The sequence below is a fragment of the Burkholderia sp. AU15512 genome (assembly GCF_002223325.1).
GTDB lineage: Bacteria > Pseudomonadota > Gammaproteobacteria > Burkholderiales > Burkholderiaceae > Burkholderia.
Genome location: NZ_NKEX01000006.1, coordinates 1,973,689 through 1,998,072, shown reverse-complemented (window position 1 = coordinate 1,998,072; position 24,384 = coordinate 1,973,689). Strand labels below are relative to the sequence as shown.

The 24,384-nt window shown below is 68.6% G+C and carries 21 protein-coding genes, 1 pseudogene and 1 riboswitch; of the genes and pseudogenes, 18 read left to right on the top strand and 4 right to left on the bottom strand.

The window, feature by feature from the left end; all coding sequences use genetic code 11:
* The first annotated feature begins 6 nt into the window (after window positions 1-6).
* The 9 genes from CFB43_RS28270 to CFB43_RS28225 all read left to right on the top strand — a co-directional run bounded on the left by CFB43_RS28270 (window position 7) and on the right by CFB43_RS28225 (window position 11,115).
* Entirely contained in the window at window positions 7-1,140 is a 1,134-nt protein-coding gene (locus tag CFB43_RS28270; RefSeq protein ID WP_089428075.1) for a hybrid sensor histidine kinase/response regulator, read from the top strand.
* Between the two features lie 124 nt (window positions 1,141-1,264).
* The gene (locus tag CFB43_RS28260; RefSeq protein WP_089497463.1) at window positions 1,265-2,941 is read left to right on the top strand and encodes a methyl-accepting chemotaxis protein; all 1,677 of its coding nucleotides are present in this window, start codon (window positions 1,265-1,267) and stop codon (window positions 2,939-2,941) included.
* A gap of 41 nt (window positions 2,942-2,982) precedes the next feature.
* A complete protein-coding gene (locus CFB43_RS28255; RefSeq protein ID WP_373452568.1) occupies window positions 2,983-3,450 on the top strand; it encodes a chemotaxis protein CheW in 468 nt (155 codons plus the stop codon).
* Window positions 3,447-4,856: a CheR family methyltransferase gene (locus CFB43_RS28250; protein ID WP_089497461.1), complete on the top strand. Its 1,410-nt coding sequence runs from the start codon at window positions 3,447-3,449 to the stop codon at window positions 4,854-4,856. The genes CFB43_RS28255 and CFB43_RS28250 overlap by 4 nt, the downstream gene beginning before the upstream one ends.
* Before the next feature lie 45 nt (window positions 4,857-4,901).
* Complete coding sequence (locus CFB43_RS28245; protein ID WP_089497460.1) at window positions 4,902-5,609, top strand: chemotaxis protein CheW; 708 nt, start codon at window positions 4,902-4,904, stop codon at window positions 5,607-5,609.
* Window positions 5,606-7,915, top strand: a complete 2,310-nt coding sequence (locus tag CFB43_RS28240; RefSeq protein WP_089497459.1) for a hybrid sensor histidine kinase/response regulator — start codon at window positions 5,606-5,608, stop codon at window positions 7,913-7,915. Before CFB43_RS28245 ends, CFB43_RS28240 begins: the two co-directional genes overlap by 4 nt.
* Entirely contained in the window at window positions 7,912-8,931 is a 1,020-nt protein-coding gene (locus CFB43_RS28235; RefSeq protein WP_089497458.1) for a chemotaxis response regulator protein-glutamate methylesterase, read from the top strand. The genes CFB43_RS28240 and CFB43_RS28235 overlap by 4 nt, the downstream gene beginning before the upstream one ends.
* A gap of 74 nt (window positions 8,932-9,005) precedes the next feature.
* A riboswitch (Fluoride riboswitch) is annotated at window positions 9,006-9,112 on the top strand.
* 79 nt (window positions 9,113-9,191) lie between these two features.
* A complete protein-coding gene (locus CFB43_RS28230; protein WP_089497457.1) occupies window positions 9,192-10,433 on the top strand; it encodes a voltage-gated chloride channel family protein in 1,242 nt (413 codons plus the stop codon).
* The gene (locus CFB43_RS28225; protein ID WP_256990127.1) at window positions 10,342-11,115 is read left to right on the top strand and encodes a shikimate kinase; all 774 of its coding nucleotides are present in this window, start codon (window positions 10,342-10,344) and stop codon (window positions 11,113-11,115) included. Before CFB43_RS28230 ends, CFB43_RS28225 begins: the two co-directional genes overlap by 92 nt.
* Window positions 11,116-11,128: 13 nt before the next feature.
* On the opposite strand, the gene CFB43_RS28220 is transcribed toward CFB43_RS28225, so the two are convergent.
* Complete coding sequence (locus CFB43_RS28220; protein ID WP_089497455.1) at window positions 11,129-11,842, bottom strand: riboflavin synthase subunit alpha; 714 nt, start codon at window positions 11,840-11,842, stop codon at window positions 11,129-11,131.
* A 187-nt stretch (window positions 11,843-12,029) separates the two neighbouring features.
* On the opposite strand from CFB43_RS28220, the gene CFB43_RS28215 reads away from it, so the two are divergent.
* Complete coding sequence (locus CFB43_RS28215) at window positions 12,030-13,001, top strand: phosphatase PAP2 family protein (protein ID WP_089497454.1); 972 nt, start codon at window positions 12,030-12,032, stop codon at window positions 12,999-13,001.
* Window positions 13,002-13,081: 80 nt separating this feature from the next.
* Here the strand turns inward: CFB43_RS28215 and CFB43_RS28210 are convergent, their stop codons facing one another.
* Window positions 13,082-14,944 (bottom strand): ABC transporter ATP-binding protein, encoded by a 1,863-nt coding sequence (locus CFB43_RS28210; RefSeq protein WP_089497453.1) that lies wholly within the window; start codon window positions 14,942-14,944, stop codon window positions 13,082-13,084.
* A 483-nt stretch (window positions 14,945-15,427) separates the two neighbouring features.
* Here CFB43_RS28210 and CFB43_RS28200 point away from each other — a divergent pair, with 483 nt between their 5' ends.
* Complete coding sequence (locus CFB43_RS28200) at window positions 15,428-16,309, top strand: Dyp-type peroxidase (protein WP_089497452.1); 882 nt, start codon at window positions 15,428-15,430, stop codon at window positions 16,307-16,309.
* Window positions 16,310-16,411: 102 nt separating this feature from the next.
* Here CFB43_RS28200 and CFB43_RS28195 read toward each other — a convergent pair whose 3' ends face one another.
* Together CFB43_RS28195 and CFB43_RS28190 are read right to left on the bottom strand one after the other, a co-directional pair.
* A complete protein-coding gene (locus CFB43_RS28195) occupies window positions 16,412-16,813 on the bottom strand; it encodes an OsmC family protein (protein WP_089497451.1) in 402 nt (133 codons plus the stop codon).
* Window positions 16,814-16,917: 104 nt separating this feature from the next.
* Window positions 16,918-17,841, bottom strand: a complete 924-nt coding sequence (locus CFB43_RS28190) for a LysR family transcriptional regulator (protein ID WP_089497450.1) — start codon at window positions 17,839-17,841, stop codon at window positions 16,918-16,920.
* Between the two features lie 497 nt (window positions 17,842-18,338).
* Between CFB43_RS28190 and CFB43_RS28185 the strand changes: the two genes are divergently transcribed.
* The 7 genes and pseudogenes from CFB43_RS28185 to CFB43_RS28160 all read left to right on the top strand — a co-directional run bounded on the left by CFB43_RS28185 (window position 18,339) and on the right by CFB43_RS28160 (window position 24,359).
* A complete protein-coding gene (locus CFB43_RS28185; RefSeq protein WP_089497449.1) occupies window positions 18,339-19,268 on the top strand; it encodes a helix-turn-helix domain-containing protein in 930 nt (309 codons plus the stop codon).
* A 12-nt stretch (window positions 19,269-19,280) separates the two neighbouring features.
* A pseudogene (locus CFB43_RS39220) lies at window positions 19,281-19,388 on the top strand (helix-turn-helix domain-containing protein); the annotation flags it as partial.
* Window positions 19,340-20,656 (top strand): Nramp family divalent metal transporter, encoded by a 1,317-nt coding sequence (locus CFB43_RS28180; RefSeq protein ID WP_089497448.1) that lies wholly within the window; start codon window positions 19,340-19,342, stop codon window positions 20,654-20,656. The pseudogene CFB43_RS39220 and the gene CFB43_RS28180, both read left to right, overlap by 49 nt.
* A gap of 81 nt (window positions 20,657-20,737) precedes the next feature.
* Window positions 20,738-21,328, top strand: a complete 591-nt coding sequence (locus tag CFB43_RS28175; RefSeq protein WP_089497447.1) for a phosphatase PAP2 family protein — start codon at window positions 20,738-20,740, stop codon at window positions 21,326-21,328.
* A gap of 466 nt (window positions 21,329-21,794) precedes the next feature.
* On the top strand, window positions 21,795-22,583 hold the full coding sequence (locus CFB43_RS28170) for an SDR family oxidoreductase (RefSeq protein ID WP_059521513.1): 789 nt from the start codon (window positions 21,795-21,797) through the stop codon (window positions 22,581-22,583).
* Between the two features lie 37 nt (window positions 22,584-22,620).
* On the top strand, window positions 22,621-23,637 hold the full coding sequence (locus tag CFB43_RS28165; protein WP_089432337.1) for an NADP-dependent oxidoreductase: 1,017 nt from the start codon (window positions 22,621-22,623) through the stop codon (window positions 23,635-23,637).
* A gap of 206 nt (window positions 23,638-23,843) precedes the next feature.
* A complete protein-coding gene (locus CFB43_RS28160; RefSeq protein WP_089497446.1) occupies window positions 23,844-24,359 on the top strand; it encodes a thioesterase in 516 nt (171 codons plus the stop codon).
* The last annotated feature ends 25 nt before the right edge of the window (window positions 24,360-24,384 follow it).

Below are 24,384 nucleotides of genomic sequence, written 5' to 3'. Positions count from 1 at the left end.
ACTCCTATGAAAGAATCGATTGGAGAATCGGCGTTTGAAACTGTATTTATGAAAGAATCGAGCGGTGATAATGCCTCGGATTGTCTTGAATCGGGGTTATCGGTCCTTCTCGTCGACGATCAACCGTTCGTCGGCGAGGTGATCCGCCGCGCGCTGCGCAGCGAACATGACATCGACCTGCACGTGTGCACCGACGCGCACCGGGCGATGGCGGTCGCGCGCGACGTGAAGCCGACGGTCATCCTGCAGGATCTCGTGATGCCGGAGATCGACGGCCTCGATCTGGTCCGCGCGTGGCGTGCGGACGCCGGCACCGCTCGCGTGCCGATCATCGTGCTGTCCGCGAAGGAGGAGCCGATCGTCAAGCGCGAGGCGTTCATCGCCGGCGCGAACGACTATCTGGTGAAGCTCCCCGACGCGATGGAGCTGGCTGCCCGCATCCGCTATCACTCGAATTCCTACCTGATGTCCCGGCAGCGCGACGAGGCGCTCGATTTCCTGTCGCACGACATGCGTTCGCCGCAGACGTCGATCCTCGCGCTGCTCGACGTCTACCGGACCGAGCACGGCGAGATGCCGGCGATCATGGAGCGCATTGCCGGCCATGCGCGGCGCGCGCTCGCGCTCGCCGACGGCTTCATCCACCTGACCCGCGCGCAGTCCGAGCGCCGCGCGCACGAGGTCGTGAGTCTCAACGAGATCGTGCTCGACGCCGTCGACCAGCTGTGGGAGAAGGCGGCCGGGCTCGGCAGCCGGGTCGCCGCGCACGTGCCCGATACCGAATGCGTGACGATGGGCGACCGCATGATGCTGACGCGCGCGGTCGCGAACCTGATCGACAACGGGCTGAAGTACGGCCCGGCCGGCACGGACGTGCACTGCACGCTGGGCAGCGAGGACGGCGCCTGGCTGATCGGTGTCGAGGACACCGGCGCGGGAATCGCGCCGGCGCAGCGCACGGCCGCGACCGAGTCGTTCGTGCAGCTCGAATCCGCGCATGGCGCGGCGCGCGGCGGCTTCGGCCTCGGGCTCGCGTTCGTCCGCGCGACGGCGGCGCGGCATCGCGGCCAGATCCTGATGCGCAATACCGCGCGCGGCTTCATGGTCGCGCTTCGGCTGCCGGCGCAAGCGGAGCGGTGATGTCGCGGCGCGGCCTGCCGGCGCCGTGCTGCCCGAGAGACCCTGATGTGCTCGTGGTGCGCCGTCCGGCGCGCCGGCGGGCGTGGATTTTTTCAACGCTGATTTTATAAAGCCCATAACGAACATGGCCACCGTGACGCCCCGCGCGACCAATGAAAGCCTGCATCCGACGATCGGCGCTGCCCGGCTGACGCTCGGCAATCGCATCCTGCTCAGCTTCGGCGTGCTGTTCGTGCTGATGCTGGTGACAGCCGGCGTGTCCTACGAGCGACTGCGCGCGATCAACAGCGAAGCCGTCAGCATCGAGCGCGACTCGCTGCCCGGCGTCTACCTTGCATCGTCGCTGCGCGGTTCGGTCAACGAATCGTTCATGCTGCTGCAGCAGGCGACGTTCGTCGAAACCGATCCCGACAGCGTGCATCGCGATCTAGCGAAAATCGCCGATGCGCTGAAGGAAGTCGAGGCGTTGTCGGTCGACTATCAGAGCACGACGTTCCGCGACGACGACCGGCAGCGCTTCGCGGCGTTCCGCGGCGCGTTCGACCACTACGTGCCGCTGCTGAACGATGCCGTGCAGAAGAGCCGCGTGTCGCGCGAGGAGGCCGTCGCCGCGTACGGGAAAGTGCTGCCCGCGTGGACCGAGGTCGTGCGCAACGCGAACGTGCTGGTGCAGGAAAACCGCAAGTTCGCCGAGCAGTCCGCGAAGCTGATCCGCGAATCCGTGCAGGACACCGAGGTCGTGCTCGTCGGCGCGCTGACGATCATGCTGCTGTCCGCGCTCGGGCTCGGCTACCTGCTGTACCGGTCGGTGACCGTCCCGATGGCGCGGCTCGTCGAGGTGCACGACGTGATGCGCACCGGCAACCTGACGCGCCGCCTCGACCTGCGCCGCCGCGACGAATTCGGCACGCTCGAGACGGGCTTCAACCGGATGGCCGACGAGCTGACCGAGCTCGTCGCCCGCGCGCAGCAATCGTCGCTGCAGGTGACGACGTCGGTGGCCGAGATCGCGGCGACGTCGCGCGAGCAGCAGGCGACCGCGAACGAAACCGCGGCGACGACGACCGAGATCGGCGCGACCTCGCGCGAGATCTTCGCGACGTCGCGCGACCTGCTGCGCACGATGAACGAGGTGGCCGGCGTGGCCGAGCAGTCGGCGACGCTCGCGGGCGTGAGCCAGAGCGGGCTCACGCGGATGGGCGAGACGATGCGCAGCGTGATGGACGCGGCCGGTTCGGTGAACGCGAAGCTCGCGATCCTCAACGAGAAGGCGCTGAACATCAACCAGGTGGTCGCGACGATCACCAAGGTGGCCGACCAGACCAACCTGCTGTCGCTGAACGCGGCGATCGAGGCCGAGAAGGCCGGCGAATACGGCCGCGGCTTCGCGGTCGTCGCGACCGAGATCCGCCGCCTCGCCGACCAGACGGCGGTGGCGACCTACGACATCGAGCAGACGGTGAAGGAAATCCAGTCGGCGGTGTCGGCGGGCGTGATGGGGATGGACAAGTTCTCCGAGGAAGTGCGCCGCGGGATGCTCGACGTGCAGCAGGTCGGCGGGCAGCTGTCGCAGATCATCGCCGAGGTGCAGACGCTCGCGCCGCGCTTCCAGATGGTCAACGAAGGGATGCAGACGCAGGCGAACGGCGCCGAGCAGATCACGCAGGCGCTGTCGCAGCTGTCGGAGGCCGCGCAGCAGACGGCCGAGTCGCTGCGCCAGTCGTCGCAGGCGATCGACGACCTGACGCTCGTCGCGAACCAGTTGCGCACCAGCGTGTCGCGCTTCAAGGTCGACGCGTGACGCGCGCCGACCCGCAGAACGGCGTCCACGCGCTGTTCCTGATGTTCGAGCTCGATGGCGGGCGCTATGCGCTCGACGCAGCCGGCATCGACGAGGTGCTGCCGCTCGCGGTCACGAAGGCCGTGCCCGGCGCACCCGACTGGATCGCCGGGCTGCTGATGCGCGGCGGCCAGCCGGTGCCGGTGATCGACGTGCCGATGCTGGCGCTCGGGCGCCGCGCCCATGCGCTGCGCTCGACGCGGCTCGTGATGGTCCGCTATCGAGCGGACGAAGCGGGCGGCGAGCGCACGATCGGGCTGATCGTCGAGCGCGCGACGCAGACGATGCGGATCGACCGCGCGGCGTTCCGCTCGAGCGGCATCTCGACCGCACGCACGCGCTGGCTCGGGCCCGTCGCGAATACGCCCGATGGCGTCGTGCAGCAGGTATCGGTGTCCGACCTGATCGACGACGTCGCGCGCCTGTATCTGTTCGACGGCCTGCCGGGCCACGGGGGAGAGTCCGCATGAAAGAGTCCGAATCGCGATTTCGCGGCTGGCTGCTGCGCGAGACCGGCATCGACCCCGATTCGCTCGGCAACGATTTCCTGACCCGCGCGCTGACGGAACGCGTGCACGCGCTGCAGGCGGACGGCGAGCGTCTGCCGTCGGCGGCGCGGCCGCCCGTCACGCAGGACGCGCTCGACGCTTACTGGCAGCAGCTCAATGCGTCGGCCGACGAGCGGCGTGCGCTGATCGAGCTGTTCGTCGTGCCCGAGACCTGGTTCTTCCGCGACCGCGAGGCCTTTGCGACGCTCGCGCGGCTCGCGACGGAGCGGCTCGCCGCGCTGCCGGGCCGGGTGATCCGCGTGCTGAGCGCGCCGTGCTCGACGGGCGAGGAGCCGTATTCGGCGGCGATGGCGCTGCTCGACGCGGGGCTCGACCCGGCCAGCTTCACGATCGACGCGATCGACCTCAGCACGCGCGCGATCGAGCAGGCGCGGCTCGGCTGCTACGGGCGCAATGCGTTCCGCGGCACCGCGACGGAGTTTCGCGCGCGGCACTTCACGCCGACCCGCGACGGCTGGCTGCTCGACGAGCGCGTGCGCGCGTGCGTGCAGTTCAGTCAGTCGAATCTCGTCGAACCGGCCTTGGATACCGGCATTCGCTACGATTTCGTGTTCTGCCGCAACGTGCTGATCTACTTCGATCGCGACGCGCAGGATCGCGTGATCCGCTCGCTCGACGCGCGTCTGGCCGACGACGGCATGCTGTTCGTCGGTCCCGCCGAAACGGGCGTCGCGATGCGACACGGAATGCGCTCGGCGCGCGTGCCGCTGGCGTTCGCGTTTCATCGCGAGCCCGCCGCGGCGGCGGGCGATGTATTCGCGGCCCGGCCGGCGGCGCCGCTGGCGGCGGCCGCGCCGTATCGGCGCGCGGAGCGTTTCACGGTCGCGCCGCTCGCGGCGACGCGCTCGGTGCTGGCGGTCGCGCCGCCGGCGTGGCTCGGCGACACGCGTCAGCCGTTCGCGGCGCCGCCGCCCGCCATGCACGCGGCCGCGTTCGACGCACGGGGCGACTTGCCGGTGACGGCGGCCGAACCGGCCGCGTCGAACGCACCGGTTGCGGAGCGCGCCGCGCCGACGCTGGAAGACGCGCAGGCGCTGGCGAATGCCGGCGCGTTCGACGAGGCCGAGCGCGTGCTCGCGCAGTTCTCGGCGCGCGTCGGGCCGCATGCCGATGCGTTCTACCTGAACGGGCTGATCGCGGACGCGCGCGGACGCGCCGCCGAAGCCGGCGACTTCTACCGGAAGGCGCTGTACCTGCGGCCCACGCACCACGAAGCGCTGACCCATCTCGCGACGCTGCTCGACGTCGGCGGCGATCGTGCGGGCGCGCAATGGCTGCTCGAGCGCGCACGGCGCTCGGCCGGCTGACAAGACGATGGGTTGGGAACGATACCGCGATGACCAGAGGAATCCATGAACCGCGCCGCCGCTGCCATTGACGAGACGACGATCGACGTCGACGATTGCTGGAACCGGATCGGCACGCGCGGCGACCGCACGTGCGAGCGGCTGAACGACTGCCTGCGCTGCCTGAACTGCCCGGTGTACGCGTATCACGCGGCGAAGCTGCTCGAGCGCCCGCTCGACGGCGCCGAGATGGCCGACACCACGCGCCGGATGAGCGCACCCGGCGCGCCGCACGTGCACGACGCCGATGCCGATACGCACCACGCGGCGCTGGCGTTCCGCGTGGCCGACGAATGGCTCGCGCTGCCGATCGGCGTGCTGCGCGAGATCGCCGGCACGCGCCCGATTCATTCGCTGCCGCATCGCCGCCATTCGGCCGTGCGCGGCGTGGTCAATATCCGCGGCACGCTGCGCATCGCGATCTCGATCGGCGCGCTGCTCGGCCTCGATGCCGGCAAGGGCGGCAGCGACGGTGACGACGGCCGCTTCACGCGGCTGCTGGTGGCGGCGCACCAGGGCGAGCCGGTCGTGTTTCCGGTCGACGAAGTCGAGGGCGTGCTGCGCTTCGGCGCCGCCGACTGGGTGCCGGTGCCGGCGACGGTCGGGCGCGCGAGCGCCGGCCTGTCGCGCGGCGTGCTGTCGTGGCGCGGCAAGTCGGTGGGCCTGCTCGACGACGACCGCCTGTTCGACGCAGTCACACGGAGCATGCGATGAGCGGCGATGACGACCTGAGCCACCTGTCGCTGCTCGAGCTGTATCGCGAGGAGACGCGCACGCAGACCCAGGCGCTGTCCGAGCGGCTGCTCGCGCTCGAATCGGGCGAACCCGATTCCGTCGCGCTCGAGGCATGCATGCGCGCCGCGCATTCGCTGAAGGGCGCCGCGCGCATCGTCGGCGTGCCGCTCGGCGTCGATATCGCGGGGCGGATGGAAGAGTGCTTCGTCGCCGCGCAGGCCGGCACGATCGCGCTGACGGCCACGCACGTCGACGTGCTGCTGGCGGGCGTCGATCTGCTCGTGCGCGTCGGCGATCCGCAAGGGCAGCCCGTCACGCAGACGGAGATCGACGTGTTCGCGGCGGCGCTGACCGGCGCCGACGGCGCGCAGGCGATGCAGGCGGCGGTCGCGGCCCCGCCGCCGGTGCCGCCGTCGGTCGTGCCGTTTCGGGAGCACGACGGTGCCGCGAACGAACCCGTCGGGGCCAGCGCCGCGGTGCCGCCGCTTGCGGTATCGGGCGGCGTGCCCGATCCGGCCCAGGCCGGCCGCGTGGCCGGCGCCGGCGCGATGCGCCGCGTGCGTGCGGATACGCTGAACCGGCTGCTGAGCCTGTCCGGCGAATCGCTGGTCGAATCGCGCTGGCTCAAGCCGTTCGCCGAATCGATGCTGCGCGTGAAGCGCGCCCAGCGCGACGCGGCCCGGTCGCTCGATTTGATGTACGAACAATTCGCCGACGATCTCGACGCGGGCATGCTCGCGTCGATGAACGAAGTGCGGCACATGCTCAACGACCTGCAGCGTTCGCTCGCCGAGCGCATGGACGAATTCGACCGCTTTGAGCGGCGCAGCACGCATATCGCCGAGCAGCTGTACGACGAAGCGCTGCAGTGCCGGATGCGGCCGTTCGGCGACGCGACACGCGCGTATCCGCGCATCGTCCGCGATCTCGCCCGCTCGCTCGGCAAGCAGGTGCGTTTCTCGATCGTCGGCGAGGGCACGCAGGTCGACCGCGACATCCTCGACCTGCTCGACGCGCCGCTCGGCCACCTGCTGCGCAACGCGATCGACCACGGTGTCGATTCGCCGGACGCACGGCGTGCGCGCGGCAAGCCGGCCGAGGCGAGCGTGACGCTGGAGGCGCGCCACAGCGCCGGCTCGCTGCTGGTCAGCGTGATCGATGACGGGCCCGGTGTCGACATGGACGCGCTGCGCGCGGCCGTCGTGCGCCAGCGCCTGACCGACGACGAGACGGCCGCGCGGCTGTCCGATCCGGAACTGCTCGAATTCCTGCTGCTGCCGGGCTTCTCGATGCGCGATGCGGTGACCGACGTGTCGGGCCGCGGCGTCGGGCTCGACGCGGTGCAGGAGATGGTGCGCGGCGTGCGCGGCGCGGTGCGGATCTTCAACGAGCCGGGCGCGGGCATGCGCTTCGTGCTGCAGTTGCCGCTCACGCTGTCGGTGATCCGCAGCCTGCTCGTCGAAGTGGGCGGCGAGCCGTATGCGTTTCCGCTCGCGCACGTGCGCCGCACGCTCGAACTCGCGCACGACGACATCGACGTGCTCGAAGGGCAGCCGCATTTCCCGTTCGACGGCCGGCGCGCGGGCCTCGTCGCCGCGCACCAGTTGCTGGACGCGGGCGAGCCCGACGTCGCGCGCACGAGCACGGCGGTCGTGGTCGTCGGCGGGGAGCCCGAGTTGTACGGCGTCGCGGTCGACCGCTTCCTCGGCGAGCGGATGCTCGTCGTGCAGCCGCTCGACAGCCGCCTGAACAAGATCCAGAACATCGCGGCCGGCGCGCTGCTCGAGAACGGCGACCCGGTGCTGATCGTCGACGTCGAGGATCTGATCCGCTCGGTCGACAAGCTCGTGCGCGGCGGGCAGCTCGCGCGGCTCACGCGTGATCCGCAACTCGCGCTCGCCGACCGGCGCCGCCGCGTGCTCGTCGTCGACGATTCGCTGACGGTGCGCGAGCTCGAACGCAAGCTGCTGGAAAAGCGCGGCTACGACGTGACGGTCGCGGTCGACGGGATGGAAGGCTGGAACGCGGTGCGCAGCGATGGGTTCGATCTCGTCGTCACGGACGTCGACATGCCGCGCATGGACGGCATCGAGCTCGTCACGCTGATCAAGGGCGATCCGATGCTCAAGCGGTTGCCGGTGATGATCGTGTCGTACAAGGATCGCGACGAGGATCGCCGTCGCGGGCTCGATGCGGGCGCCGACTACTACCTCGCGAAGAGCAGCTTCCACGACGAGGCGTTGCTCGACGCCGTGCATGACCTGATCGGGGACGCGCGAGGATGAACATCGGCATCGTCAACGACCTGCCGCTGGCCGTGGAGGCGCTGCGCCGCGTGATCGCGCTGCGCGCGGACCACCGCGTGCTGTGGGTCGCGACCGACGGCGACGAGGCGGTCGATTTCTGCGTTGCGCATCCGCCCGACGTGGTGCTGATGGATCTCGTGATGCCGAAGGTCGACGGCGTCGCCGCGACGCGCCGGATCATGGCGCGCGCGCCGTGCGCGATCCTGATCGTGACGGCGAGCGTCAGCGCGAATACATCGTCGGTGTACGAAGCGATGGGCGCCGGCGCGCTCGATGCGGTCGATACGCCGACGCTCGCGCTCGGTCTGTCGACCGATGCGTCGCCGCAGGCTCTGCTCGCGAAGATCGACCAGATCGGCCGGCTGCTCGAAAGCCGCACCGCGGCGCTCGTGCCGCCGGGGCCGGCGCCCGAGCGCGGCCAGCCGACGCTCGTTGCGATCGGCGCGTCCGCGGGCGGCCCGACCGCGCTGACCGCGCTGCTGCGGGCGCTGCCGGCCGATTTTCCGGCGGCGATCGTGATCGTCCAGCACGTCGACCAGGCGTTCGCGCTCGGGATGGCCGAGTGGCTCGACGGCTATACGCGGCTGCCGGTGCGCGTCGCGCGGCAGGGCAGCATGCCGCAGGCCGGCGAGGTGCTGCTCGCGGCGACCAACGATCACCTGACCCTGTCGCCGCGCGGCGTGCTCGGCTATACGCGGCATCCGGTCGAGACGCCGTACCGGCCGTCGATCGACGTGTTCTTCAACAGCGTCGCCGACGGCTGGCAGGGCGAGGCGTTCGGCGTGCTGCTGACGGGCATGGGGCGCGACGGCGCGCTCGGCCTGAAGGCGATGCGCGCGAAGGGCTGCTACACGATCGCGCAGGACGAGGCGACCAGCGCCGTCTACGGGATGCCGAAGGCGGCCGCGGCGATCGGCGCGGCGTCGGCGATCCTGCCGCTCGAGCGGATCGCGCCCCAGTTGATCTCGCGCATCGCGCGTCCGCTGCGCGACTGACGGCGCCGAGGGGCGGGCGGCGCCGTCCCGTGCCGTAGTCGCATTGCGGGCGGCGCGGGGCGTCGCGTACAATGGCGGCCAGCGGAGATGGCATACCTCCCTGCGGTCGTATTCGGCGCGTTGTTGCGCACGGTGCGGCCCTCAACCGCCGGTTCGCCCGGCTGATGATGCCTGCGTGTTCCTGGGTCGTCAGGAGGTCGCAGGCCGTCCATGCGGATTTCTGCCGCCCAGGTTTTGATGTTCCGTCGAATCTGGAAATCATGTTTTTCACGACTTCTGCCGATCTTCTCGCGACCGTGCGCTATGTGTGCCGCTGGCTCGCACTCTCGGCCCTGCTCGGCACGCTGGCCGGCACGGCTTCCGCCCTGTTCCTGATCGCGCTCGACTGGGCGACCGGCACGCGCGTCGCGCATCCGTGGCTGCTGTGGGGGCTGCCGGCCGCCGGTTTCGCGACCGGCTGGATCTACCATCGCTTCGGCCAGTCCGTCGCGCGCGGCAACAACCTGCTGATCGACGAGATTCACGACCCGAAGGCGCTGGTGCCGAAGCGGATGGCGCCGCTCGTGCTCGTCGCGACCGTCGTCACGCACCTGTTCGGCGGCTCGGCCGGCCGCGAGGGCACGGCCGTGCAGATGGGCGGCGCGCTCGCCGATCGCGTCACGCAGGTGTTTCGCCTCGATCGCGAACATCGCCGCGTGCTGCTGATGGGCGGCATCGCGGCCGGTTTCGCCTCGGTGTTCGGCACGCCGCTCGCGGGCGCCGTGTTCGGGCTCGAGGTGCTCGCGATCGGACGCGTGCGGTACGACGCGCTGCTGACCTGCGTTGCATCGGCGATCGTCGCGGACGTCGTCTGTCGCGCGTGGGGCGTGCATCACACGGCCTATGCGATTCCATTCGTGCCGGCCGTGTCGGCGACGGGGCTGGCCGTGACGGTCGTCGCGGGCATCGCGTTCGGCGTGGTCGGGCGGCTGTTCGCGTTTGCGACGCATGCGCTGACGGCGGGGTTCAGGCGCGTGGTTCGCTATGCGCCGCTGCAGCCGGTGCTCGGCGGCCTGCTGGTGGCTGCGGCCGCCACCGCGCTGAACGTGCCGCAGTATCTCGGCCTCGGCATCCTGACGATCGAGGCCGCGTTTCACGGCCCGCTGCCGCTCTACGATTTCGCGGGCAAGTTCGCGTTCACCGTCGTCACGCTCGCGTCGGGGTTCAAGGGCGGCGAAGTGACGCCGCTGTTCTACATCGGCGCGACGCTCGGCAACGCGCTCGGCCAGGTGCTGGCATTGCCGGTGCCCGTGCTCGCGGGGCTCGGCTTCGTCGCGGTGTTCGCCGGCGCGGCCAATACGCCGATCGCGTCGACGATCATGGCGATCGAACTGTTCGGCGCGGATATCGGCGTGTATGCGATCGTCGCGTGTGTCGTCGCTTATCTGTTTTCCGGGCACGCGGGGATTTACCGGTCGCAGCGGGTGGCGGTGGGGAAGGGGGCGCGGGTGGAGGTGGAGTGATGCGTGCGCGGAAGGCGGATTTGTCGCGGCTCCTCCGGGCGCGCGATGCATGCGATGTCGGAGGGAGGGCGTGTCGTTGCTGGTACATCTGATCGGGCCGGGCGGCGCCGGCAAGACCACGGTCGGGGCGATCGTCGCGGCGCGCCTGAATTGGCGGTTCGTCGACGTGGATCAATGCTTCCTGGCCGCGCACGGGAACATCGCCGATTTCATCCGGGACCGCGGCTATGCCGCGTACGCGTCGCACAACGTTCGGCTGTACGAGCAACTCAAGCGCAGTACTTCGGTGCCCACGATCTGCGCGGTTTCGTCCGGTTTCATGCTGTATCCGGACGATGTCGCGCCGGCCTATCCCGCGCTTCGCCATTGCATCGAGGCGGACCGGTTCACCGCGCTCCTGTTGCCTTCGTTCGATCTCGAACGCTGCGCGAAACTGATCGTGGGCCGGCAAATGTCTCGGCCGTATCTGAATGCGAATGACGCCGACGAGATGCGCAAGATCCGCGATCGGTTCCCCGCGTTCATGCGCCTGAACTGCAGGCGGTTTGCGAGCGACGGCCCACCCGAACACGTGGCGGCCGACATCGAACGCTATTTCGTGGCGTCGATGCCGTCGAGTGAAGGCCGTCCGGATCCGGTCGCGAGCGGGCGGCTGATCCCGGTGCTTCGGCGACGGACCTGAAACTCCCGCTCCGTCACGCCTTCGGCAGCTTCGCGACGTTCCGCGCGAGCAGTTCCTCGATATCGATGCCCTTCTCCGCCAGCAGCGCGGTGACGACACCGTTCAGTTCGCCGAGCGTCTCCTTGACCGCTTCCCGGATCGTATCGACGACCACCTGCGTGCTGCGCTCGATCTCGATGTTGACCGTGTCGTTGACGCCTTTCGCATCGAAGGTCGTCGCGCGCCGCGTTTCGGGAATCAGCCAGACATCGAACCAGCCTTCGTCGCGGTTGACGTCGGACACCGTCAGGCTGCAGCCGTTGATCGCGATATAGCCCTTCGCGAACACATACCGCTTGAACGCCTCCGGCACGCCGATGCGCACCATCCGGTTGTGTTCGGACACCGCGATGTGCCGGATGGTCCCGGTGAAATCGACGTGGCCGGACAGCGGATGCCCGCCGATCTCCGCGCCGTCCTTCGCGGCCCGCTCCACGTTGATGTGCGCGCCCGTCGTGAGATCGGCCAGCGTCGTGATCCGCAGGCTCGGCAGCATCACGTCGAAGTCGATCAGCTCCGGCGAATGGATGGTCGTCACCGTCAGGCAGACGCCGTCGACCGACACGCTGGCGCCGATCTCGATGTCGTCGGTAAAGCGCTCCGGGAATTCGATGCTGAAGGTTCTCAGTTCCCCGTGATCCTTGATGGCCTTGATGACGCCAACACCCTGAACAATGCCTGTAAACATGATCTGCCTTTCGTCGCAAATTGCCTAGCCGGTATGATAAGTGATCCGGAGAGGGGGCGTCGGGGGCCGGATGGGTCGGCGTCGCCTGACGGACGGCGGCGTGTCATTCTCTAGCGCTCGCTGGAATACGGCACGAAGCCGCGGCGAGCGATTGCGAGGGTCGGCAGAATAGAACGAGAAAAGGGGTATGTCGAACAATATGCGGAAAATCTACGTGACCGCGTGGCTGGTGACCATCAGCCTGATAATCGTCGACGTGATCTGGGCATGCCGCGTCGATTTCCGGATTGCGAAGGGCAGTCTGGTGCAAAGCGCCCAAGTGCTGTCCGCTGTCCTCGCCGTCGCCGTCGCGTCCGGGCTCGCATCGCGCCCATCATACAAAGTGCCGGCCAGAAAGGCGTTCTACGAGAATGTCGCGCAATCGATCCAGTGGATCGCGTTGATGTCGGTATTCATGCATGCCGGCGCGCTCCTTCAGTATCTGGCTGTAGCAACCGATCTGCCGCTCGTGAGTGATGCGCTGGTATCGATCGATGCCGCGCTCGGATTTCACTGGCTGCAAACGTATGGATGGGTGATGGCAAATCCGGGTTGGCATGCCGTGCTCCAATTCGCGTATGCATCCGGCAGTGTCCAGCTTCTTGCGATCCCGATCATCCTTACGCTGACGTCGAACTCGGAAGACTACGCCGAGTTTGCGGTGCAATTTATCGTCGCAGTCATCATGTCGATCCTGATTGCTGCCTGGCTGCCGGCCGAGAGTGCGTTTCTCCACTTCGACGTTCGCGATCCCGGAACGATTTCCACCGTATCGGACTTCGCGCCGTTGCGAAGCGGAGTCGTCCGGGAGCTGGCATTCGCGTCGTCCCAGGGGCTCATTTCCTTTCCGTCGCTTCACACGATCCTTGCGTTGTGCTTCGCGTATTCGCTGCGGCATGTGCGCTTCGTCTTCCCGGTCGGCATCGTGCTGAACGGCATGATGATCGTGTCGACGCCGACGCAGGGCGGCCATTACCTGTGCGATGTGTTGTCGGGGATCGTGATCGGCGTACTGCTGATTTATCTCGTTCGCAAGTGGTTTGCCAGCCAGCGTACGGTGGAACGCGTGGCGCCCCGCAACGAAGCCGATGACGGACGCACCGGACTGGTGAATTCCTGACGATCGCATCGATGTCCCGTGCAGCGCATCCGGGCGCGCGGTGGCGGTGTGCCGCGCGCCCGGATGCGATGGGGTTTCCGTCAAGCCTCCGCCGGCTCCCCCAGCGGGCCGGCGTCACCGTTCACCATGCGTCGCGGCGTCTCGATCAAGCCCTTCGCCAGCTCCAGCGCCTGCCGCTCGAACAACCGGCGATAGATGCCGCCTTCGATCCGGATCAACGCGTCGTGGCTGCCTTCCTCGATCACCTTGCCGCGATCGAGCACCAGCAGCCGGTCGAGCGCGCGCACGGTCGACAGCCGGTGCGCGACCACGAGCGTCGTGCGGCCGACCATCAGCCGCTCCATCGCCTGCTGGATCAGCAGCTCGCTTTCGCTGTCGAGGCTCGACGTGGCTTCGTCGAGGATCAGGATCGGCGCATCGGCGAGGAACGCGCGTGCGATCGCGACCCGCTGGCGTTCGCCGCCCGACAGCTTGATCCCGCGTTCGCCGACGAGCGTGTCATAGCCGTCCGGCAGCGTGGCGATGAAGTCGTGCGCGCTGGCGAGCCGCGCGGCGCGCTCGATGTCGGCCCGGCTTGCATCGGGGCGCGCATACGCGATGTTCTCGGCCAGCGTGCGGTGGAACAGCACGGGCTCCTGCTGGACGATCGCGATCTGGCTGCGCAGCGAATCCTGCCTGACCTGCGCGATGTCCTGGCCGTCGATCGTGATGCGGCCGCCCGACACGTCGTACAGGCGCTGGATCAGCTTGATGAACGTCGTCTTGCCCGATCCCGAGTGGCCGACGAGGCCCACGCGCTCGCCCGGCGCGATGCGCATCGAGAAGTCGTCGTACAGCGGCACCGGATGGTTGCCGTAGCGGAACGTCACGTGCTCGAAGCGGATCTCGCCTTGCCCGATCCGGATCGCCGGCGCGCCGGGACGATCGTCGATGCCGAGCGGCTGGCGTTCGAGCGCGACGAGTTCCTCCATGTCGTTCACCGAGCGCTGCAGGTTGCGGATGTGCATGCCGACGTCGCGCAGGTAGCCCTGCAGCATGAAGAACATCGTCAGCGCGAACGCGATGTCGCCGACGCTCGCTTCATCGTTCACCCACAGCCGCAGCGCGACGCCGATCATCGCGGCCTGCATCGCGACGAGCATCGCGCCCTGCAACCCGCCGTTGAGCGTGCCGCGCACCCACGTGCGGCGCGTGCGTTGCCGCCACTTGCCGATCACGCGCGCGAGCCGCGCTTCCTCGCGGGTTTCCGCGCCGAACGCCTTCACGACCGCGTTGCAGCTCACGGCATCGGCGAGTGCGCCGCCCATGCGCGTGTCCCACAGGTTGCCGAGCCGCGCGGCCGGCGCGACGATGCCGAGCGATACCGCCACCGTCACCGTGATGTACAGCAGCGAACCCGCGCCGACGACGAGCCCCATCACGGGCCAGTGCGTGCCGAGCAGCACGGTGGCGCCGACCAGCATCGTGACCGACGGCAGCAACGCGATCAGCACGGTGTCGTTCAGCAGGTCGAGCGCCCAGATGCCGCGCGTGATCTTGCGCACGGTCGAGCCCGCGAAGCTGTTCGCGTGCCAGTCGGTCGAGAAGCGCTGCACGCGATGGAACGACGCGGCCGCGATCTCGCTCATCATCTTCAACGTGAGCGTGATGATGTTCAGGTAGACGCCTTGCCGCAGCACCGTCGCGCCGAGCCCGAGCGCCGCGAGCGTGCCGAACGCGACGAGGGCCGCATGCCACGCGGCGGCGCGGTCGGTCAGGCCGGTCGACAGCGCGTCGACGAGGCGGCCCGCGAACAGCGGCGTCAGCACGTCGGCGAGCGCGGCGAGCAGGGCCAGGCTCGCGACCGTGGCGGTGCGCGCCGGCTGCTTGCGCCAGTAGCGGAAGGTAAAGCCGAAGACGGCCTGGAATGCCTGGCCGCCCAGATGGGAGGTTTTTCTGGTCATTTATCGTTGCCCGGCGCATCGCGCGACGGGACTTTCCGGTTCGGAGAACATCGAAAACGCAACAGCCGGACCGCGCGAACATCGCGGGCGGAAAAACGAAACGGGCTGTCGGGAAACGGCGCGGCTGACGGGTTAGCGGAAAACTCGGGAGCCGGCGCGAACGGCGGGCTGGATCAGCCGCGCCGTGGGACCACGTTCGGGAAGGTGGCTGGCATTCGGAACATCTGCACCTCCCCTGAAGTGAACGGTTGAAAGGACGCCGAAAAGACGTGAAAAGATTCTATCAGCAGTGAAGGGCGCGCCGCAACGTCTGACGAATGCGGCGTGGCAGCGTCGATACGGTTAATATTCCGGGTTTCGGCCCTTCTTTTGCGGCCTTTCCGCAGTGCGGCAGCCGGCACGCGCGTCGATTGCACTTCGGCGTCTGCGGCGCGCGCCGCCGCGGCCCTCGCAGATTCACCACGATACATTCCTGAGGAAACGATGAGCGACGTTCAGCAAGGCATCCTGACCCCGATCGATTCGGCGGCCCGATACCTCACTTTCACGATGTCGAATGACGGCAATGTGGCGGCGGCGCTGGCCGCGCTGCGCGGGATCGTCGACGGACGCGACACGGTGGTCGGGTTCGGGCATGCGCTGGCGGCGTACCTTGGGCGCCCGGTGCCGGGCCTGACCGAATTCCCGGCGTTCGCGGTGAAGGACCGCACGCTGCCGGCGACGCCGGCCGACGTGTGGGTCTGGCTGCGCGGCGACGATCGCGGCGAGCTCGTGCTGCGCGCACGGGCGATCGAACGCGCGCTGGCGCCGGCGTTTGCGTTGCAGGATGCGGTCGACGGCTTCCGCTATTCGAACGATCGCGACCTGTCCGGCTACGAGGACGGCACGGAGAACCCGGAGGGCGACGACGCGGTGGCCGCGGCGATCGTGACGGGGCAGGGTGCCGGGCTCGACGGGGCGAGCTTCGTCGCGGTCCAGCAATGGCTGCACGACTTCGACCAGATGGAACGCATTCCGTCGGGCGACATGGACAACATCGTCGGGCGCCGCCGCTCGGACAACGAGGAACTCGACGACGCGCCCGAATTCGCGCACGTGAAGCGCACCGCGCAGGAAAGCTTCGAGCCCGAGGCGTTCATGCTGCGCCGTTCGTCGCCGTGGTCGGACGCGCGTCGCGCGGGCCTCTACTTCGTCGCGTTCGGCTGCTCGTTCCGCGCGTTCGACGTGCAGATGCGCCGGATGAGCGGCGCGGATGACGGGATCGTCGACGGCCTGTTTCGCTTCACGCGGCCGCTGACGGGCGCGTATTTCTGGTGCCCGCCGCTGAAGGACGGCAAGCTCGACCTGTCCGCGCTCGGACTGTAAGCGCCTGACGGGGTCGACGAAACGGGGGGCCGCGCATCGTGCGCGGTCCCCCGTTTCCTTTTGCGCGGCGATCGTGCGCCGTGTGCTTTCGTGCGTGGCGTGTCAGTTCAACGTCGTGTCGATCCGCGTGCCGCGCTTGATGAACTGCGTGACCGGCGTTTTCTCGCAGATTTCGGCGAGGCGCTGGCGTTGCGCTTCATCGAGCGGGCCGTCGAGCGTCACGACGCGGCGCACGTATTGCGTGCCGTCGCGATCGGCATGCAGCTCGGTGCGCACGTCGATGCGCGTGGCCGGCCACGTCTTGCGCTGCATGTACATCCGCAGCGTCGCGGCCGTGCATTGCGCGAGGCCGGCCAGCACGAACTCGTACGGCGCCGGCCCGCGATCCTTGCCGCCTTCGCGGGGCGCTTCGTCGCCGGTCAACGCGTGCGTGCCGGCCTGCAGCTGGACGACGTAGTCGGGTGCATCGGCGTCGAGGACGGCGGCGGCATGGATGAGCGACATGGCAAGTCTCCGGTCAGCGGAAAGAGGGAAAAGGAAGCGGGTGCCGCGTGGCGGCGCGCAGCTGCCAGCATACCGCCCCGATCGGGACGGCGTGCGCCGCGCGGCTAGGCGTCGGTGACGCCGGCGCTGCTGCGCACGAGCGCGGCGATACGTTCGCGCACCCACTGGTGCGCGCGATCGGCGTCGCGCGATTCGTGCCAGTACGCGAGGAGCGGGAACGGCTTGAGCCGCAACGGCAGCGGCCGCACGACGATCGGCAGCAGCGCGGCCATCCGCACCGCATAGGTGTGCGGCAGCGTGACCAGCAGGTTGCCGGTCGCGGCGATCTGGCAGGCGGCGAAATAGTGCTGGCAGGTGAGCCGGATATCGCGGAAGCGGCCGTCGTTGCCGAGCAGCACGTCGAGCGATTGCGGCTCGCCGAGCGAAGACACCGAGACATGCTGCGCCGCGAAATAGTCGCCGCGCCGCAGCGGTTCGTGCGCAAGCGGATGATCGTAGCGCAGCGCGACGACGAGCGAATCGTCGAGCAGGTGGTCGGTGGCGATGCGCGGGCCGGTCGGCACGCGGCGATCGACGGCGAGATCGAGATTGCCCGATGCGAGTTCGCGCTCGATGTCGGCCACCGCGATGCGGCGGCTCACGAGCCGCAGGCCCGGCGCTTCGTCGGCGAACGCGGCGACGATCCGCGGCAGCGCGATCGATTCCAGCACGTCGCGAATGCCGACCGCGATGCTCAGGTCGAGCGTCGCGGGATCGAATGCCGACGGCGCGCGCGCGGTGCCTTGCAGGCCCTTCAGGTGCAACTGCACGTCCGCGATGATCGTGCGCGTGCGCTCGGTTGCGACGACGCGGTTGCCCTGCCGCACGAACAGCGGATCGTCGAAATGCGCGCGCAGCCGGTTGAGCGCATGCGTGACGGCCGGCTGCGTGAGGTGCAGCGCGCGGGCGGCCGCGCCGATGCCGCCATGCACGTAGACGGCGTCGAGCACGCGAAACAGGTTCAGGTCGAGACGGTGATCGGCGGGCACGGGGCGCGGGTGGCGTGGTGAAGGGTGGACCGATTCTAAAGGATGCGCAGGCAACGGATACGGCGAGCTTCCTGCGTGGCGATCGATGGCACGGGATACGAATCGATATCGTTTGAGCCGATATTCGGTTGTGCATTTATCCGGATATCCGACGCAATAAGTCGCAATGAAAATGCGCGGATTGCGCTGCATGCAATCGTAATAATGAGCAATATCGGCCCGGGCAATTCCACACGGGGCCGCCGGCAAACCGTGACAGCCTGTAGTAATCCGCCATCATGCTGTCCACGTCGGCCATTTCGCGCCAAAGGCGCGACCCGTTCGGCTAAGATGCCGTCGCTTCATATTTCGGGATAGCCGTCCTGTCGCACGCATTCAAACCAAATATAAGCCTGACAGTTCGACGGTATTAGAAGAAGTCGAACAAGTCGGGGGCTTGGCCAGTGAATGCAGCAGATCAGAGATGGGTCGTTATCTATTTGAGTACGGGATTTTCGTTGGCCCAGGCCGCGCGTCTTGGCGAGGCTTTCAACCTGGCGAATCGCCTGCACGCATACAGTGCTGACTACCAGTTGAAGTACGTATCCGAAAGCGGGGGACTGGTGCAGTCGTCCTCCGGCGTGAGCATCGCGGCCGATCCGCTCGGTGACGAGCACGGCCGCCGCGCGCTCGCGTTCTTTCATCTTCACGGTGACCGCGCGGTCGTCAACTGGGACGACGCATTGCAGCGTCGCCTCGCCGACATTCGCCGTCATGCGCGCTGGATCGTCGACGGGATGGACCTGCCCACGCTCGCGGCCATGCAGCGTCCGTCGGCGGCGCTCGACGGGCGGCCCGGCCGGGGCGGGCGACGGGTCGCCGCGACGGTCGAGCTGCAGGCCGGCGAAACCGACGTGTTCGCCGCCGTGCTCGACCTGTTCCGCGTCGAGCTCGGCGACATTGCCGCGCAGGAGATCGCCAGCAACCTGCTGCGGCCGGTCGAGCAGCGCTATGCGCAGTCGATGTGGGCCTTTCGCGAGCTGAGCGCGAGCCCGTCGATCCGGATGTCGGCGCAGCGGCTGCGCGCGCAGAGCGTGAACCGCATCTCGATCGCGAACGCGGCCCAGGCCGCCGCGATGAGCGAGCGCAACTTCCTGCGGCGCTTCAAGAAGGAAATCGGCGTGACGCCGACCGAATTCGTCCAGCACGTGCGGCTCGAGCGCGCGTGCCACATGCTGGTCCACACGACGCTGCCGGCCGACAAGGTCGCGCGCCGCACCGGGTTCGGCAGCGGCGAGCGGCTCGCGAAGCTGTTTCGCCAGCGCATGCTGATGTCGCCGACCGAATTTCGCATCGCCGAGCGCGAAAGGATCCTCACCCGCGGCGCGAGGCCGGCCGATGCGGGCGAAGGCGCCGGCGACGGCACCGAGGGGCATCGCGCCGCGTGACAGGCCATGCGGGAGAAAATCGGGCGGATACCCGTAGAATCGTCCTGTCCCGATCTCGAGCCCCGGTTTCCATGTCCTTCCTCCCCACCACCGCCACCGCCCCGTTCTGCCCGTCGGAAGTCAAGGGCAGCATCACGATCGATGCCGGCGCGCCGCGCTGGCAGAAGCTCAAGCGCTTCTTCGGCCCCGGCCTGCTGGTCGCGATCGGCTACATGGATCCCGGCAACTGGGCGACCGACATCCAGGCCGGCTCGCAGTTCGGCTATTCGCTGCTGTGGGTCGTCGCGTTCTCGAGCCTCGCGGCGATCTTCTTGCAGATGCTCGCGGCGCGGCTCGGCCTCGTCGCCGGCAGGGATCTCGCGCAGGCCAGCTACGACCGCTATGGCCGGTTCGGCCGCATCGTGCAGTGGGTGACCGCCGAAGTGTCGATCATCGCGTGCGACATCGCGGAAGTCCTCGGCTGCGCGCTCGCGTTCAAGCTGCTGCTCGGCGTGCCGCTCGCGTGGGGGATCGTGCTGACCGCGCTCGACACGGTGATCGTGCTCGGCCTGCAGGGCAAGGGGTTCCGGCAGATCGAGGCGATCGTGCTCGCGCTGATCGCGACGATGGCGTTCTGCTTCGTCGCGCAGGTCGCGATCACGCCGCCCGACTGGCACGCGGTGGTCGGCGGGCTGGTGCCGGGCGATCCGGACCACGACCGCAAGGACGCGATCGTGCTCGCGCTCGGCATCGTCGGCGCGACGATCATGCCGCACAACCTGTACCTGCATTCGTCGGTCGTGCAGACGCGGCACGTGGTCGGCGGCGCGCGCGGGATGATCCGCGACACGCTCGCGCTGGTGCGCATCGATACCTGCGTGTCGCTGTTCGTCGCGATGCTCGTCAACGCGGCGATCCTGATCGTCGCGGGCGCGGCCTTCCATGCGACGGGCCAGCACAACGTGACCGACATCGAGCAGGCCTACAATCTGATTACGCCGATCGCCGGCGGCGCGGCGGCACTGCTGTTCGGCATCGCGCTGCTCGCGTCGGGGCAGAGCTCGACGCTGACCGGCACGATCGCCGGCCAGGTGATCATGGACGGCTTCCTGCATACGAAGATCCCCTGCTACCAGCGCCGGCTGATCACGCGCGGGCTCGCGCTCGTGCCGGCGCTGATCGGCGTGCTGTGGCTTGGCGACAGCTCGGTGGGGCAGTTGCTCGTATGGAGCCAGGTGCTGCTAAGCCTGCAGCTGCCGTTCGCGATGTGGCCGCTGATCCGCTCGGTCAGCGATCGCAACACGATGGGCGAGCACACGATCGGGCGCGGGATGCAGATTGCCGCGTGGGCGCTGTTCGCCGTCATCACCGGCACGAACCTGCTGCTGATTACCGGTGTCGCGGGCTGATACAGCCTGACACAGGCTGACACAGCCGCGCGGCGCGCATGCGGTAAACTGCGGCCTTTCGATCGTCGTCCGAAGTCCGTTATGTGGAGTGAAATCAGCAACATCGGCGATGCCGCGCTGACCTTGCCGATCGCGCTGACCTGCGCGGCATGGTTCGCGCTCACCGACTGGCGCCTCGCCGTCCGGTGGGGCGTGCTGCTCGCCGCCGGCATGGGCCTCGTCGGCGCCACCAAGATCCTGTATGCCGGGTGCGGCATCGAGCTGCCGCAATTCGATTTCCGCGTGATCAGCGGCCATACGATGCTGTCGACGTCCGTGTGGACCGTCGCGCTGTCGATGCTCTGGCAGGCGTTCCGGCCGGGCAAGGCGCCCGGCATCGCGGCCGGGCTGGCCGTCGGCGCGATCACGGCCGTCGCGCGCGTGTTCGATCATTCGCATACCGTGCCGGAGGTAATTGTCGGCTGGATGCTCGGCGCGCTGGTCGCGCTGGTGTTCCTGCGCGGCTACGACAGCGCGCGGCAGCGTGCCTTCTCGCCGCGCGTCGCGGCCGCCTGCCTGCTGCTCGTGTCGGGCATCGCGTACGGGCACCGTGCGCCGTTCCAGCAGATGATCGACACCCATTCGCCGCAACTCTGCGCGTTCGTGCGCGCGCCGTCGGGCGACGGATTCTGACGGTAGCCGTCGCCGCGCCCCGGCGCCGCCTTCTTGCCGCCGGCATTCGCCCGGCGGTTGCACGATTTCACACCGCTCATCTTCCCGAGTGCTTTCGCGTCCGCGCGGAACGCCGCGCTTCGTCATTGCCTGAATCCACGATCCGCCCGGTCTGCATGATCCGCGTGTGCCACCGGCCCGCGCCTGTGCGCCGGCACGCTAAGGTCATGAACAAAGCCTATGACTGGGCATAACGATTATTCATTTCATCGATTGGCGGCATTCGCGTACGCTGGCTGTCGTTCAACCGGGGCAGGCTGCCCGGCGCGTCCGGCACGCGTCAGGTTCATCTCGATATACTCGTCGAAACCGTGCGGCGCCTCGTGATGTCGAGGCACGGTCGACCGGCCCGCGTCGGCCGGAACAGGCACGGCCCACCCGTCGCGGCAGCGTTCCGCGACGACGATTCACGATAGGAGCAGGTCACATGACAGTCGTTTCTTCGCGCCTTGCCGGCAAGTGCGCATACATCACGGGCGCCGCGGGCGGCCTCGGCCGCGCGATCGCGCGCCGGATGGTCGAGCAGGGCGCGCGCGTGTTCGTGACCGACATCGCCGACGCGGCGGTGCTCGACGCGTTCGCGCAGGAACTCAACGCGGGCCATGCGACGCCGGTCGCGTTCGCCGCGACGCAGGACGTGCGCGACGAAGCACGCTGGCAGGCGCTGCTCGCGCAGGCGGTCGACGCGATGGGCGGGCTGTCGGTGCTCGTCAACAACGCGGGCGTCGGCTCGATCGGCTCGCCCGCGCAGATCGAGCTGGACGAATGGCGGCGCGTGATGGCGATCAACGTCGAGAGCATCGTGCTCGGCTGCAAGCATGCGCTGTCGTATCTGGCCGAGAGCCATCCCGCGTCGATCATCAACATCTCGTCGGTCGCCGCGTTCAAGGTCGAGCCGGATTTCACCGCGTACAACGCGTCGAAGGCGGCGGTCGCGTCGCTGACGAAGTCGGTCGCGATCGACTGCGCGCGCCGCGAGATCGACGTGCGCTGCAACTCGATTCACCCGGCGTTCATCCGCACGGGGATCGTCGAGCCGCTGTTCCAGTCGCTCGGCGAACGCGACGCGACGCGCAAGCTCGCGCGCGGCATTCCGCTGCGCCGGCTCGGCGAGCCCGACGACGTCGCGCACGCGGCCGTCTATCTCGCGTCCGACGAGAGCCGCTTCGTGACGGCCGCCGAACTCGTGATCGACGGCGGCATGTGCGCGGTCTGACGCGCATCCCGAACTACTACGACCGGAGGAGAACATCGTGTCCACACCCGTGAACCGCCAACTGCTGCTGAAAACGCGCCCGGAAGGGCGGGTCGGCCGCGAACACTTTTCGCTCGTCGAGACGCCGGTGCCGGCGCTCGCGGACGGCGAGGTGCTCGTGCGCGTGCTGTATCTGTCGATGGACCCGACCAACCGCGTGTGGATGAGCGACGTGCCGCAGTACCTGCCGCCCGTCGCGATCGGCGAGGTGATGCGCGCGCTCGGCATCGGGCGCGTGGTGGCGTCGCGCAACGCGGGGTTCGCGGAAGGCGATCTCGTGCAGGGGCTCGTCGGCTGGCAGGATTACGCGGTCGTGCCGGCCGACCAGGCCGCGCAGCTCGTGAAGCTGCCCGCGGCGTCGGGCCTGCCGCTGCCGACGCTGCTCGGCGCGTGCGGGATGAGCGGGTTGACCGCGTATTACGGGCTGACCGATATCGCGCCGGTGCAGCCGGGCGAGACGCTCGTGGTATCGGCGGCGGCCGGCTCGGTCGGCTCGATCGCCGGGCAGATCGGCAAGATCCACGGCGCACGCGTGGTCGGCATCGCGGGCGGCGCGGACAAGTGCCGCTACCTGACCGAGACGCTCGGCTTCGACGCGGCCGTCGACTACAAGGCCGACGATTTCCGTCAGCAACTGAAGGCGGCGACGCCGGACGGCGTGCACGTGAACTTCGAAAATGTCGGCGGCGAGGTGATGCGCGCGGTGCTGTCGCGAATGGTGATCGGCGGCCGCGTCGCGCTGTGCGGCGTGATCTCGAACTACAACAGCGGGCGCGCGGCAGACGACGTCGGCGTGCTGATCTCGAAGCGGCTGACGATGCGCGGCTTCCTGATCCTCGACTATCGCAAGAGCCGTGAAGCCGTGCAGACGCTCGCGGGCTGGCTGCGCGACGGCCGGCTCAAGGCCGAGGAGACGGTTGCGGACGGTCTCGAGAATGCGCCCGACGTGCTGAATCGCCTGTTCGACGGCGACCATCGCGGCAAGCTCGTGCTGCGCGTCGATCCCGGCGCGTGACCGGCCCACCGCGCAGCGTGCGATGCCGTTCGTACGCTGCCGCGAGCGGGTGCCGAACGCGGTGCGTTCGAACGACCGAGCTTTAGTTTCGGACTAGTCCCATATCTTGTCCGGACGTCTCTCCCTAAAGTGATTGCCAGCAGACAGGCGGCGTGACCGACGCGTCACGCCGCCTTTTTTTCTGGTCACGGCAGAGGAGAGGGAGCATGCGAAACGACGCGAAGCGGGCGGCATCGGTGGCGATGCGCAATCGAACGGTGCGGTGTGCCGGTGCCGTACGGCAGATCGCAATCGGGCTTGGCGTGGCGTTCGCGATGTCGAATGCGGTGGCGGCCGGGCATGCCGCGTCGGACGGCATCGTACGGTTCACGGGGGCGCTCGTCGATCTCTACGACGTGACGCTCGACGCACCGTCGGGCGTGGTGGTCGAAGGACGAGCGGTGGCGAGCGGCGGGGCGGCGGCAACACTGCGATTCGATGCCCATGGCCGGCGTTTGCCGGGCGCCCAGGTGGCGCTGATCGGGCCCGACGGTGCGCCGTTCTCGCCCGATGTCGCTTCGCGCGTGCGTGCAACGTGGCGCGATGCGCACGACGATCGAAGCGTGCCGCTGGTATCGGGCCGCACGTATCGCGTGGGTCCGTATGGCGGCGTGATGTCGCTGGCGGCGGATGAAGCAACGGGCGCCGAGGCGCCCGTCGTGATCCGCATTCGCCATCCGTGACGGCGCGTGCCGGCAGGTGCGTGGC

Coding starts and splice junctions, on each gene's coding strand:
- CFB43_RS28175 (WP_089497447.1), top strand. CDS start 20,738: ATGTGGAGTGAAATCAGCAACATCGGCGATGCCGCGCTGACCTTGCCG.
- CFB43_RS28255 (WP_373452568.1), top strand. CDS start 2,983: ATGTTCGAGCTCGATGGCGGGCGCTATGCGCTCGACGCAGCCGGCATC.
- CFB43_RS28240 (WP_089497459.1), top strand. CDS start 5,606: ATGAGCGGCGATGACGACCTGAGCCACCTGTCGCTGCTCGAGCTGTAT.
- CFB43_RS28170 (WP_059521513.1), top strand. CDS start 21,795: ATGACAGTCGTTTCTTCGCGCCTTGCCGGCAAGTGCGCATACATCACG.
- CFB43_RS28270 (WP_089428075.1), top strand. CDS start 7: ATGAAAGAATCGATTGGAGAATCGGCGTTTGAAACTGTATTTATGAAA.
- CFB43_RS28250 (WP_089497461.1), top strand. CDS start 3,447: ATGAAAGAGTCCGAATCGCGATTTCGCGGCTGGCTGCTGCGCGAGACC.
- CFB43_RS28260 (WP_089497463.1), top strand. CDS start 1,265: ATGGCCACCGTGACGCCCCGCGCGACCAATGAAAGCCTGCATCCGACG.
- CFB43_RS28230 (WP_089497457.1), top strand. CDS start 9,192: ATGTTTTTCACGACTTCTGCCGATCTTCTCGCGACCGTGCGCTATGTG.
- CFB43_RS28245 (WP_089497460.1), top strand. CDS start 4,902: ATGAACCGCGCCGCCGCTGCCATTGACGAGACGACGATCGACGTCGAC.
- CFB43_RS28195 (WP_089497451.1), bottom strand. CDS start 16,813: ATGTCGCTCATCCATGCCGCCGCCGTCCTCGACGCCGATGCACCCGAC.
- CFB43_RS28200 (WP_089497452.1), top strand. CDS start 15,428: ATGAGCGACGTTCAGCAAGGCATCCTGACCCCGATCGATTCGGCGGCC.
- CFB43_RS28220 (WP_089497455.1), bottom strand. CDS start 11,842: ATGTTTACAGGCATTGTTCAGGGTGTTGGCGTCATCAAGGCCATCAAG.
- CFB43_RS28235 (WP_089497458.1), top strand. CDS start 7,912: ATGAACATCGGCATCGTCAACGACCTGCCGCTGGCCGTGGAGGCGCTG.
- CFB43_RS28215 (WP_089497454.1), top strand. CDS start 12,030: ATGTCGAACAATATGCGGAAAATCTACGTGACCGCGTGGCTGGTGACC.
- CFB43_RS28160 (WP_089497446.1), top strand. CDS start 23,844: ATGCGAAACGACGCGAAGCGGGCGGCATCGGTGGCGATGCGCAATCGA.
- CFB43_RS28180 (WP_089497448.1), top strand. CDS start 19,340: ATGTCCTTCCTCCCCACCACCGCCACCGCCCCGTTCTGCCCGTCGGAA.
- CFB43_RS28210 (WP_089497453.1), bottom strand. CDS start 14,944: ATGACCAGAAAAACCTCCCATCTGGGCGGCCAGGCATTCCAGGCCGTC.